This window comes from uncultured Fibrobacter sp., assembly GCF_937877005.1.
Classification (GTDB): Bacteria; Fibrobacterota; Fibrobacteria; order Fibrobacterales; family Fibrobacteraceae; genus Fibrobacter.
Window position 1 is genome coordinate 1 of sequence record NZ_CALEFV010000250.1, and the last position, 12,909, is coordinate 12,909.

General features: G+C 53.0%; 5 protein-coding genes, 2 tRNA genes and 3 pseudogenes. 3 read left to right on the forward strand and 7 right to left on the reverse strand.

Annotated features, from left to right (window positions below; all coding sequences use genetic code 11):
• Positions 1–165: 165 nt before the first annotated feature.
• Complete coding sequence (ligA, locus tag Q0628_RS11000) at positions 166–2,274, reverse strand: NAD-dependent DNA ligase LigA (protein ID WP_298770976.1); 2,109 nt, start codon at positions 2,272–2,274, stop codon at positions 166–168.
• Between the two features lie 20 nt (positions 2,275–2,294).
• Positions 2,295–3,200, reverse strand: coding sequence for a tyrosine recombinase (locus Q0628_RS11005; protein ID WP_298770978.1), 906 nt, complete (start codon positions 3,198–3,200; stop codon positions 2,295–2,297).
• 85 nt (positions 3,201–3,285) lie between these two features.
• On the opposite strand from Q0628_RS11005, the gene Q0628_RS11010 reads away from it, so the two are divergent.
• Positions 3,286–3,358 (forward strand) — tRNA-Lys (locus Q0628_RS11010).
• Positions 3,359–3,487: 129 nt separating this feature from the next.
• Complete coding sequence (locus Q0628_RS11015; protein WP_298770980.1) at positions 3,488–4,411, forward strand: sugar phosphate nucleotidyltransferase; 924 nt, start codon at positions 3,488–3,490, stop codon at positions 4,409–4,411.
• Between the two features lie 50 nt (positions 4,412–4,461).
• On the opposite strand, the gene Q0628_RS11020 is transcribed toward Q0628_RS11015, so the two are convergent.
• The 4 genes and pseudogenes from Q0628_RS11020 to nifJ form a co-directional block, all read right to left on the reverse strand.
• Positions 4,462–7,104 carry an FISUMP domain-containing protein gene (locus tag Q0628_RS11020; protein WP_298770982.1) on the reverse strand — a complete coding sequence of 881 codons (2,643 nt, stop codon included), beginning with the start codon at positions 7,102–7,104 and terminating at the stop codon, positions 4,462–4,464.
• Between the two features lie 101 nt (positions 7,105–7,205).
• Positions 7,206–7,281 (reverse strand) — tRNA-Asp (locus tag Q0628_RS11025).
• A 383-nt stretch (positions 7,282–7,664) separates the two neighbouring features.
• A pseudogene (locus Q0628_RS11030) lies at positions 7,665–8,303 on the reverse strand (thiamine pyrophosphate-dependent enzyme); the annotation flags it as partial.
• 101 nt (positions 8,304–8,404) lie between these two features.
• Positions 8,405–11,329: pseudogene (nifJ, locus tag Q0628_RS11035) on the reverse strand (pyruvate:ferredoxin (flavodoxin) oxidoreductase); the annotation flags it as partial.
• Between the two features lie 178 nt (positions 11,330–11,507).
• On the opposite strand from nifJ, the gene Q0628_RS11040 reads away from it, so the two are divergent.
• Entirely contained in the window at positions 11,508–12,140 is a 633-nt protein-coding gene (locus Q0628_RS11040; RefSeq protein ID WP_298770987.1) for a hypothetical protein, read from the forward strand.
• A gap of 42 nt (positions 12,141–12,182) precedes the next feature.
• Here the strand turns inward: Q0628_RS11040 and Q0628_RS11045 are convergent.
• A pseudogene (locus tag Q0628_RS11045) lies at positions 12,183–12,909 on the reverse strand (arabinosidase); the annotation flags it as partial.

The following is a 12,909-nucleotide window of genomic DNA, read 5'->3' on the forward strand; positions in this document are numbered from 1 at the left end:
TGTTGCGCATCAACAATACGAATATCTCTATAAAAAAATATATTTAAAGATGTATCCTCAATTAAAAGACATTTATAAGGACATCAAAAAATATAACAAAAAATATTAAAAACAAACAAAAAACAAGCGATTTGCAAAGAAATTAGCAAAAATAAGCTTGTTTTTTTAAAGCATAGCTTTAAATTCTTCCTCGTTAATGACCTTCACTCCGAGCTCGTTTGCCTTCGTGAGCTTGCTACCGGCGGCTTCACCTGCCAAAACCCAGCTGGTCTTCTTGCTTACGGAGCCCGATACCTTGCCGCCGTTCTCTTCGATGAGTTTGCGGGCTTCGTCGCGGTCCATGCTCGGGAGCGTTCCGGTAATGACTGCGGTCTGCCCCTGGAACAGCGTCTTCACGACGCCCTTGAATTCGGTGGGGCACCCGAGGGCCACGAGTTCATCGATTTCTTGCGTGTAGCGCTCGGTGTGGAAAAAGTCGTAGACGGATTTTCCGATGCGTTCGCCGACGTCGGTGACGTTTTGCAAGTCTTCGACGGTGGCGGTACGGATCGCTTCGAGGGTGTGGAAATGCTTGGCGAGATTCCTGGCGCTGGTGCGGCCTACGAATCGAATTCCGAGACCGTGCAGCAGGTTTTCAAGGCTACGCTCCTTGGAGGCGGCAATAGCGTCGTAGACATTCTTCGCACTCTTCTTGGCCATGCGCTCCTGCGATTCAAGGTCTTCGAGCGTGAGGCGGTATAGGTCAGGGATTCTCTTGATTTTGCCCGTGGCAATGAGGCTTGCGATGAGGGCGGGACCGAGGTTCTCGATGTTCATGGCCTCGCGGCTCACGAAATGTTCGAACAGGCATTGCACCTGCGCCGCACAGTGCATGTTTTCGCACCGGAGAATGACTTCGCCATCCACGTGCGTCAAAGGCTCGCCACAAACCGGGCATTTTTCGGGGGCGGTCACGGGGACGGCCCCCGCCGGGCGGAGTTCCTTCTTGACATCGGTAATTTTCGGGATGATTTCGCCGCCCTTCTCAACGCCGACGGTGTCGCCGTAGTGCAGGTCCAGGCGCGAGACTTCGTCGAAGTTGTGGAGGGTGGCGCGCTTGACGGTGGTGCCCGCGAGGCGCACGGGGGCAAGGTTCGCGACCGGCGTCACCGCCCCGGTGCGGCCCACCTGGAATTCTACGGAAAGGAGCGGTGTGTAGGCGCGCTCGGCCTTGAACTTGTAGGCGATGGCCCAGCGCGGGCTCTTGCTCGTGGTGCCGAGGGCGCGCTGCATGGCAAGGTCGTTTAGCTTCACGACCATGCCGTCTATTTCGAAGGGGAGGCTGTCGCGGCTCGCGCCAATTTGCTCCGAAATCTTCATGATTTCGTCGGTGGTGTCCGCAGTCCAGTAGTCGTTCGTGTGGAACCCGAGGCGCTTTAGCTGCAGCAGGTTCTCTTCGTGCGTCTTGTTATTGCTCTGCGGAATGTGGTAGGCAAAAAAGCGCATCGGGCGCGTCTTGCATTCGGTCACGCTCTTGAGCTTGAGTGAACCCGAAACGGTGTTACGCGGGTTCTGGAAAATCTTCTTGCCTTCCAGAATGAACTGCTCGTTCAGGCGTTCAAAGGCCTCGCGTTCCATGTAGACTTCGCCGCGCACCTCGAAAGTGCCCTGCGGAATTTCGCTCGGGTCGATTTTAAGTTTCTTCGCATCCAAGGTTTCAGGAATGTCTGCAATCGTGAGTGCGTTCAAAGTAACGTCGTCGCCCTGGGCGCCGTCGCCGCGGGTAGCCGCCTGCTTCAGGCGTCCGTTCTCGTACACAATCGAAAGTGAAACACCGTCGATTTTCCGTTCGCAAATCCATTTTTTAGACGATGAAACAACGTCATTGCGAGCGGAGCTATACGATACTTGGCAACTTGTTGCCTTAGTAGAGTTATCCTCTTTGTGGAGAAGCAATCCACCTTCGTCTAAAGCTGCAATCCCGTCCTCAGCGGCCTTCACAAACTCCGCCATTTCTTCGGCGCTGTACACGTTCGCGATGCTGAGCATGGGCACCGCGTGCGCAACTTTCGCAAAATCATTGGTCAAGTCGCTTCCGACCCGTTGCGTGAGCGATGCGTTGCCGCGCAGTTCCGGATACTTCGCCTCGAGCGCTTCCATTTCCTTGAGCCCGAAGTCGAAATCCTGGTCGCTCATGGGGGAGACGCCTTCCTTGTAATAAAGGCGGCTCGCTTCTTCCAGTTGCTTCTTTAGTTCAAAATATCGGGTCCGGTCAAGGTCTTTCTGGTCGCTCATGTGTTGCAATATAGCAAGTTTTAGGGGTGCTTAGAGGCGGCATTTATTTCTCTGGGATGGTGCAGTCGATGTTCCTGCTTGATAAATTCCTTGTCGATGTGCGTATAAATTTGTGTGGTGCTGATGTCGGCATGTCCGAGTAGTTCCTGCAGCACGCGCAAGTCCATTCCCGCTTCGAGGCAGTGCGTGGCAAAGCTGTGGCGGAAGGTATGGGGTGAAACCTGCTTACTCAGGTGCATCGTGTGTAGCTGGACGATTTTCCACGCCCCCATGCGACTCATGGGTTTCCCACGTGAATTCAGAATGATGTTGTCTGTGGTGGGGTGGGTGAGCGGCCTTCCCTGCTCTATCCATGCTTTCAAGTTTTCTTTCGCCTTGCTCCCGAGCGGAATCAGACGTTGCTTGTTTCCCTTGCCTATGGGTGTAAGCCATTCGTTTTCTAGGTCCAGCTGCGAAAGCTTGATTCCGAGGGCTTCAGAAATGCGGAGCCCGCCGCTGTACATGAGTTCGAATAGGGCTGTGTCGCGTAAAGGGTTCTTGCCGTTCGCAGCACTTTCGAAAACTTCATCGACTTCTTCGCGGGTTAGGTATTGAGGCAGGTAATGACCTAGTTTTGGACGGTCAAGCATGGATTCGGTACTGAAGTCATATTCCCCTAGGTTCTGCATGTACTTGAGGAACCCGCGGAGGCTTGAGAAATGTCTTGCAACCGATGTGGGGGAGTATTCCGTTTGGCTTGCAGTGAGGCTCAGGAATTCATCCAGTTTTTCTGGCGTTAGGGCTTTGAGGTCTATTCCGCCTTGGTCGAGCCATTCGACAAAATGCCGCAGATCTTCCTGATAGCTCTGGATTGTAGCGGGGGACAGATTCCTTTCTACACCCAGATAGGCCAGGTAGGCTTCCATGCGGTTTATATTGGGGCTCATACTTAAAAAAATATAGTTTTTTCTCAAAAATCCCTTGACAGTGGCTTCGGGCTTTTCTATTATTGTGCGCGTCCTAAGCGACTATGGATGATTAGCTCAGTTGGTAGAGCAGCTGACTCTTAATCAGCGGGTCGCAGGTTCGACCCCTGCATCATCCACTAAAACCGTCCCATTAGGGCGGTTTTTTGTTAATATTTCCCATGTAAGGATATTTTAGAAAGCCGTATTGCAGAATTGTAAGAAAATTCTATCTTTGATGAGACATTGGTTTTGAGGTTTTTTTCTAAATGAAGATTATTTTGCCTGTTGCTGGAAACGGTCTGCGTCTGCGCCCTTATACGGAAAATCTTCCGAAGTGCCTGTTGCCTGTTGCCGGCAAGACGATTCTCGATTGGATTGTTGAAGATTCCCTTTGCTTGAATCCTTCTGAAACGATTTTTATCACGGGTTATAAGGCCGCGGCGGTCGATGAATTCCTGACGAAGCGTGCCGCCTGGGGCAAGACGCGTACAGTCATCCAGTCCAATCCGCAGGGCTTGGGCGAGGCAATCAGCCTTGGACTGCCATATGTGGACGATGATGAACCGGTGCTCATTATTTTGGGTGATACTCTTTTCGAGGCCGATCTGTCCATGCTGAAAACGACAGAAGATAATGTCCTGTATACATTCAAGGTCGAAGATCCCCGCCGTTTCGGAGTAGCTGTTGTCGATGCTTCCGGCCGTATATCCCGTCTCGTTGAAAAACCGCAGGAATTCGTCAGTGATGAGGCTATAGTCGGCATTTATTACATCAAGGACACCAAGATGCTCAAGGAATGTCTCAAGTACCTGATGGATAACAACATCCGAACCAAGAATGAATTCCAGCTGACGGATGCCCTCGAAATGATGATCGAAAAGGGCTGTTCCTTCCGTACGGCACCGGTTCAGAAGTGGCTGGATTGCGGGCTTGTCGAAACACTTCTCGAAACGAATGCGCACGTGCTCAAACGTAATGATAATTCGGCCATGGTAAATATCCCCGGAGTCAAGGTGATTGCACCCTGCCATATCGGCAAGGGAGCAAGAATTGTGAACAGCACGGTCGGACCGAATGTGGTTGTGGGTGATGGATGCGTCGTTGAAAACTGCTCCTTGAGTAACACGGTCCTGTGGGATGGCGTTCGGGTCAATGGCTCTAAGCTTGACAACGCTATCGTTCATGAGTAATCGTCTAGTGACCATTTAAGAAGGCTCCCTGTTCAGGAAGCCTTTTTGCTTTAATTGTCTTTTAGGCAGCGGATGGGTAACGCATAGGATTTTGATAGTGAGCTTGCCGTGAACTTGCTTCTGGTGGAGTCCGTGGATGTGAACGTCTTGGAAGGTAAGCTCGTTGTCCAGGACTGGTTCTGCGTGCTGCCGTATGCTTTTATGTATCCTTCGGTTGAACTGGCTGCATCCGCTAGCCATATGGTGGCGACGCGTTGTCTATATTCGAAGCTTCCGGAAGAGTTCCTGAATCCTGCGGCCTTTATTTCGAGACCCTGGATGGAACCTCTTGTTTCGGGTGATTTTTCCTGCCAGGAATCTTCCGATAAAATATTGGGTGCCAGGGGATGGTCCTCGTAATCCCAGAAATCGTTAACACTCGGGACATGCCAGCCTTCGGGGCAGGCGCTGCTGATGTTATTCCAGGTGTAGAATCTACCGAGATCCTCGCAGTTCAAATCGTTGTTGTCGTAGCACCAGCTGCTAGATGTCTGGTAGTTCAGGTTCTCCGCCATCCAAATCTGCTTGCCTACCTTGAGGGTCTTGTAGCTCTTGCCGTCTCTGGGGTCCTTCATGGTACCATAGGCCGGTGTCCATGTTCCTGCGGAACAGGTGTATTTCTGTCCTACGATGACTTGATCGCTGCAAGGGGATTCGTTGAGAATATTCTTGATTGAACGGGGTGTCCACTTGGTTATGTTTTCCCATAATGCTATACACTTGTAATAGATGGAATCCTTTGACATGGCGACGAAGCCGACATTTTCCTTGGTACAGGCGATACCCAGTTCCATTCCGATACCGATGGGTTGCCATTTGTCGAGCTTGCCGGGACAATAGTATATCATGTCGCCAATAAGCCCGATGCCGTAATCTTTGAGGCAGTCTTTGTTGAGGTTGACATCGAGCTGGCCGAGTGTGACCCAGTTGTGAAGATAGCAGATCTTGGTCGTTGTCCCGTCCCGGAGAATTCGGCCTTCTCCACTTGCTGCGCAGGTGCCAAGGCTTGTCATCATTTCCGTATAGGAAATCCAGCCATTTGCCTGGCATTCGTATGTTTCGCCGTCCTGCGAAGTCTCCGTGCCAATCATGTTCTTGGTACAGGCTTTGCCTAATGACTTTTCCCTGTTGATCTGCATTCTCCAGCTGCTGTTGTCACAGACATACCCCTGTTTGATTGAGCCGTCGTTTTGGGCTGTGCATTCGGTTTCCAACACTTCGGCGAGGGTCAGCTTGACCCACCTGTATATGCCCGATCCGAGGTCCCTGCATTCGTAGGTCGAAGAAAGGCTTGTGCTGGAGGTAGAATTTCTATGGCCGACGCTGTCTGCGTTGCAATGGCCGAACTTGTAGGAGAGCGAGTCGCTTTCGACCCAGCTATTGCTGTGGCAGAGCCAGTACTGGTATTTGGTTCCGGACTTGACTCGTTCAATGTCGCCTTCTCTGCTAGGACGGCATAGGCCCATGGAATTGTCGGGTGGAGTTGATAGACGGATCCACATGTCCATATCGCAGACATAGTTGGTCGAGTCGTAATAGATAGTGTCCTGGAGCGCATTGTTGCAGTTCCCGTAATATTCCTCGGGTGTTGCAGCGCGCCAGTCGCCCTTGTCGCAAATAAAGTGCGCTTGTCTGCTCCAGAGTAAGACGGAATCCTGATTGCCGGATGTACATGCCTTTTTTATAAGGATTTCGTTCGAGGTTGCCTCCCTCCATGCTCCATCTTGGCAGACTAGATAACTTTCCTTGGGGGAAGTGCTGAACTGGGGTATAGCGCCTGCATATACTCTCTCCATTTCGGCATCCCTATCGGTTTTGCACATGCCCAGAATTTCGTTGAAGTTCTTGGTGATGGTCCAGCGGTTGTTCTTGCAGACATAGTATATGGCATCGGATGCTATGCAGGTGCCCATTGTGCATTCCATTCGCGAAGAAATGTAGACTGTGTCACCAGCATTTTCGCTTGTGCAGAGTCCCTTCCTTAGTTCGGCGGTAGATGCGGTTTCCCATTTCTTGTTTCTGCAGATATAGGATGTCCCGTTAACCTTTTCGATTCGGGTTGCGACGGAGTCCTTACAATCGCCAAGGGCTTCAAGGTCTGTAGCGATTCTCCATTTCAGTGAGTCGCAGGTGTAGTATATGCTGTCTATGGATCGTGTATTTCCCTGCAGCTTACTGGTGCAATATCCCAGCGTGCCTTCTTCTTCGGTTATTGTTTCCCAGACTCCGGACTTGCAGACATAGGCGGCATTCTTATAGAGCTCGTGTTTTTCTTCTGCCTTGGTGCAGGTGTCGGGGAGGTAGAATACTTCCTTGAACCAGCGGTTGAAAGCGCAGTGATAGGTGACACTGTCTTCGGCAATCGTGATTCTGCGGCTATTGATGCATTCTTCGCTTATGTCAAAGTCGCTTTTGCTGATGGTTGAATCCGTGACGCTGGAACTATAAAGATAGTCGAAAGAGCTATAGCGCTCTGAAGACGAACTGTAACTCGAAGACAGGTAGCGGTTTGACGAGGAACTGTAGCTGGAGGACGATTTGTAATCCCATTCCGCATAGGGATCTTCTTCCTGATAGTTGGAGCCGTAACCGCTACAAGATGAAATGACGGTTACGCAACTGAACAAGGTTAAAGCGATGCACCAAAATCTCATGGAATACATGGGTCCTCCTAATGTCTGGAATATAGCTAAACGGGAAAATCGAAAAAAGTGCGTGAAAACGAAAAAGACCTTCTTTCGAAGGTCTCTTTTCGCGGGATAGACGAGGCTTGAACTCGCAACCTCCGGCGTGACAGGCCGGTGCTCTAACCAAAATTGAGCTACCACCCCAGTGGTTTGTTTCGTTCAGTCAGTTTCCTAACCGAACGAGCCAAATATAAAAAGAATGTTCAGCTTTGTCAAGGGATATTGGCGAAAAAAGACGAAAAAATGCAAAAAAAGACGAGAACCAAGATTTCTCTTGACTCTCGTCTTTAATTTTTTTGTATCCGGTAGGGTAGTGCAGGTCTGGATCCTTCGACTCCGAGGCTTGCGCCTCTTCGCTCAGGATGACACCCAAAAAAGGAAAGACGAAATCTTGTCTTGCGACAATCTTTCGTCTTTCGTCTGTAGCCGCGACGCGGCGTTCTTTGTGCAAGCACCAAATGCTGGGCTCGGTCATGTCCAAGCGAGCTTGTCCGCGACTCTCGCCCTATGGCATTTGTAGTCTAACCCTACAGGCTAATCAGCCCTTCCGTATCCTTGCTCATGGCGTCATAGAATGCATAGCGTGCGTCCACTTCCTTCTGGAGGTCGTCGGCGAGCTTCTTGGCCACTTCCGGATTGTTACGGGTGAGCTGCTTGTAGCGGTTTTCGGTGTAGATGTATTCTGCAACCGGGATCGTCGGCTTCTTGGAGTCGAGAACAAGCGGAGCCTTGCCTTCGGCGGCGAGAGCCGGGTTGTAACGGAGCAGAGTCCAGTAACCGGAATCCACGGCCATCTTCTGGTGCTGAAGCTGGCTGTTGAGATCGAAACCGTGGTTGATGCAGGGGCAGTAGCAGATGATCAGAGACGGACCATTGTGAGCTTCTGCTTCCTGGAGAACCTTCAGGGCCTGAGCGTCGTTTGCGCCGAGGGCGATACGGCCCACGTAAACGTTCTTGTAGCTCATGGCGATAAGGCCGAGGTCCTTCTTGCCGGCGCGCTTACCAGCGGCAGCGAAGAGGGCGACTGCGCCACGGTTCGTGGCCTTGGAAGCCTGTCCACCGGTGTTGGAGTACACTTCGGTGTCGAGGACGCAGATGTTCACGTTTTCACCCGTGGCCATCACGTGGTCGAGACCACCGTAACCGATGTCGTATGCCCAACCGTCACAGTATGAAGACCGTTCGCGCTAGAGTCTGGCGTAACACTCCGGTCGGCGCTCACTCTCGCCTCCGACGACTCGTTAAGACGAGTCGCCTACGGCTCACAGAAGATCCACACGGACTTCTTCACGAGGTAGTCGGCGAATTCGTCGCGGAGGCTGACGGATGCGTCGTCGGTAGCACCGGCGAGGGCTGCCTTCAGGGCGGCGACGTTTTCACGCTGGGCCTTGATGCCGGCTTCGTCGGACTGGTCCTGGGTCGTGAGCTTTTCCTTGAGTTCGGCGGGAACGTTCACGGCTTCGAGGAGGCTCAAAGCCTGCTTGGCATGCTTCGTGATAGCGAGGCGCATACCGAGACCGAATTCGGCGTTGTCTTCGAACAGGCTGTTGGCCCAAGCGGGGCCGCGGCCTTCCTTGTTCTTTGCCCACGGAGTGGTCGGGAGGTTACCGCCGTAAATGGAGGAGCAACCCGTAGCGTTGGCAACGACCATGCGGTCACCGAACAGCTGAGAAACGAGACGCACGTAAGCGGTTTCGCCGCAGCCTGCGCAGGAGCCGGAGAATTCGAACAGCGGTTCCAGGAGCATGGCCTGCTTGACGAGGTTCTTGTTGACCTTGGTGCGGTCGAATTCCGGGAGATCGACGAAGAAGTCCCAGCACTTGCCTTCCTGAACCTTGATGGGTTCCTGCGGCACCATGTTGATGGCCTTCTTGGTTTCGTCGGCCTTGTCCTTACCGATACAGGCCTGCGTACAAACGCCGCAACCCGTACAGTCGTAGCTGGACACGGAAATCGCGAATACCGGCTTGTCGGAACCTTCGAGCTTGAAGCCCTTGGCCGGAGTGTACTTGAAGCCTTCCGGAGCGTTCTTCACGGCGGATTCGTCAACGACCTTCACGCGGATGGCTGCATGCGGGCAGACCATGGCGCACTTGCCGCACTGCACGCAAGCGTCCGGATTCCAGGACGGGATGTTGAGGGCGAGGTCGCGCTTTTCGTACTTGGTGGTAGCGGTCGGGAACACGCCGTCGCAAGGCATCTTGGAAACGGGGAGGAGCTCGCCGTTGCCCTTGATGATTTCTGCGGTGACTTCGTTCACGAACTTCGGAGCGTCGCCGTGGATCGGAGCGCGGAATTCCTTGGTGCTGGTGACAGTGGCCGGAACCTTGACTTCGAACAGGTTAGCAAGAGAGGCGTCGATAGCGTCCCAGTTCTTCTGGACCACTTCCTGACCCTTCTTGGCGTAAGTCTTTTCGGCGTACTTCTTGATGTACTTGATGGCGGTTTCGGCATCAAGCACGTTACCGAGCTTACTGAAGAAGCAGGTCTGCATCACGGTGTTGATGCGGCGGCCCATGCCGGTCTTCGCGGCAACGGCGTAAGCGTCAATCACATACACCTTGAGGTGCTTCTTGATGATTTCTTCCTGCACCGGACGCGGGAAGGTATCCCACACGGTGTCGGCGGAGTGCGGAGTATTCACGAGGAAGGTCGCGCCATCCTTCGCGTACTTCAGCATGTTCACGGATTCCAGGTGCGGAGTGTGGTGGCATGCCACGAAGTCGGCTTCGTTTTCGCCAATCAGGTACGGGGCGTCGATGATGCTCTTACCGAAACGGAGGTGAGAGGTGGTCATGGAGCCGGACTTCTTGGAGTCATAGACGAAGTAGCCCTGTGCGTAGTTGTCGGTTTCGTTACCGATAATCTTGATGGAGTTCTTGTTGGCACCCACGGTACCGTCGGAACCCAGACCGAAGAACATGGCCTGGAAGAAGTCGCTTTCCAGCTTGAAGTTCGGGTCGATGGTGAGGCTCGTGTGGCAGACGTCATCGTTGATACCGACGGTGAAGCGTGCCTTCGGGTCGGCCTTGGCGAGTTCGTCGTAGATGGCCTTGACCATGGCCGGGGTGAATTCCTTGGAAGAGAGACCGTAGCGGCCGCCGATCATCTTCGGCATAGCCATCTTGCCAGCCATCACGGCTTCGGAGATAGCGGTCAGGGCGTCCTGGAAGAGCGGTTCGCCAGCGGAACCCGGTTCCTTGCAGCGGTCGAGGACGGCAATCTTCTTGACGGTCTTCGGGAGGGCTGCAACCACGGCTTCCATCGGGAACGGGCGGTACAGGCGGATGTTCACGAGACCGACCTTTTCGCCCTTGGAATTGAGGTACTTGACGGTGTCACCGATGGTGCAGGTCGAAGAACCCATGGAAATGATCACGCGTTCGGCGTCGGGTGCACCGACGTAATCCACGATGTGGTACTGACGGCCAGTGTAGCTTGCGACCTTGTCCATGTACTTCTGGACAATTTCCGGAACCTTGGCGTAGAACGGGTTCACCGTTTCGCGGCCCTGGAAGTAGACGTCCGGGTTCTGTGCGGTACCGCGCATGGTCGGGCGGTCCGGAGTGAGGCAGCGCTCACGGCATGCCTTCACGTACTTTTCGTCGATGACGTTACGGATAACGCCGTCTTCGAGAGCTTCGATCTTCATCACTTCGTGGGAGGTGCGGAAACCGTCGAAGAAGTGCATAAACGGAACGCGGCTTTCGAGAGTGGAAGCGTGGGCCACGAGAGCGAGGTCCTGGCATTCCTGCACGCAGCTGGAGGCGAGCATGGCAAAGCCGGTCTGGCGGCAGGCCATCACGTCGGAATGGTCACCGAAAATAGAAAGGCCCTGCATGGCAAGGGCACGGGCAGTCACATGGAAGACCGTGGGGGTCAGTTCGCCCGCAATCTTGTACATGTTCGGGATCATCAAGAGAAGACCCTGGGAAGCGGTGAAGGTCGTGGTCAAAGCACCGGCCTGGAGCGCTCCGTGAACGGTACCGGCAGCGCCACCTTCGGACTGCATTTCAAACACGCGGGGAACCTGTCCCCAAATATTCTTCTTGCCTGCAGCACTCCAGTTGTCGGCGTGCTCAGCCATAGGACTAGACGGTGTAATCGGGTAGATAGCCGCAACTTCGCTAACAGCAAACGCTACGCTAGCGGTGGCCTCGTTACCATCACACGCAATCATCTTTTTTGCCATGTGTGTCTCCAATTTTTAGGTTTTTTCGAAAAAATCTGATTTAAGTGCACTTTCGGCCCATTTGGAGCCAAAAGCGTAAAATCCAAGATGAAAAATATAAAGATTAAAGGGAATTGAACAAGGATTTTTTGAAAAATTGCGTAAATCTAGGGGTGTTTCTTTATTGTATATTTGCACCATGCGCCTATGGGTTACGACATCTCCTGACGATTTTGCTTCGGAATTTGACGATATCGAGCAAATATTTTCGCGCGGGCTTACGCGCCTGATTTTACAGAAACGCGGACGAGGGGGCTCTCCTTACGCCACCGAAAGCGATTACGAACGCTGGCTCATGGCCCTCCCGATGGAATGCCGTGACCGCATCTGGGTGCGGGGGACTCCCGATTTGGCGGAGCGCCTGGACGTGCGCGGGTGCGTTGCCGAGGCGGGTTCGTTGCTGGGCGATGTGCCCGAAAGCTGGAAACGCGTGAATACGGTTGCCTTTTGTCGTAGTCTGGACCAGCTTGAATTGCTCCCTGAATGGGTGGCGGGAGCGCTTGTAGGGCCGGTATTTCAGCCTCAGTCGGTGTATGAACCGGTAAAAACTCACGGAGTCGAAACGCTTGCAAATAAATTAACGACAATTGCGTCGTCTGATTCCGCTAAAATTCCCCAGATTGTCGCGTTCGGCGGCATCGATCACGAAACGCTAGACGAAATCAAAAAACTCCCGGTGCAGGGAGTCTCTGTTCTCGGCGGCATTTGGAATTATGCCGACCCGGTGAATGCTTTTATTAAATTAAGTCGTGCAGTAAATGTTTATGTGTAGTGACTGATGTGAAGTGTGAAATGATATACACCTCACATTGCTTTATCGTTGGATATAAACCGCGTTTCTTGGCTTGGCCTTGAGTCTATTGCCCAGCAAGTCGAAGTAAACCGGGTTACGGTTCAAACGCATGGATTTGCTGTGGTCACGAAGCCTTTTATATACGATGGTTGTCGTGGTATCCGGTTCCTTGTATGGCTTGTCCGGGTCGTCTACCACAAGCTTGATTTTGGCTTGGCTCTTGCAGCCGGTCTCGTTCGTGTAAACGACGGTGTAGTAACCGCTAAAGTCGCCGTCCACGTTCTTGAGCGAGTTTTCGCGGGTAGTAGACTTGAATCCGTTCGGGCCTTCCCAGCTCCAGATCTTGCCGTCCCAGGGGTGCGGGCCGAACTGCACCGTAGCGCCCTTTGCGACATTCAGGTCAAGCGTTTCGTTCCAGCCACCGTCATCTACCTTCACGTAGGGGACAATCTTCGTGCCGCTGCAGGGACCAACAACCTTCTTCCCGTCGCACACGCCTATGGAATCGGGAATTTCAATCACCCGCGGTTCAAAGTCCGGGGTGGGGAAGGCCTTCATGAGTTTTGCAGTCTCTTCGGCGGTAACCGGGAGGATTGTCCCGTGGCGGGGCGTGAATGCGCCGCTTGTCTTGGTGTCCTGCACGAACTTGAAGTTCTCGAGGTCGGGACTGCTCGTGAACTGGTAATGCCCGTTCATATAGCAGTCGTACATGAGTATGAACTCGTCGCTGTTGATGAGAGGGAACACG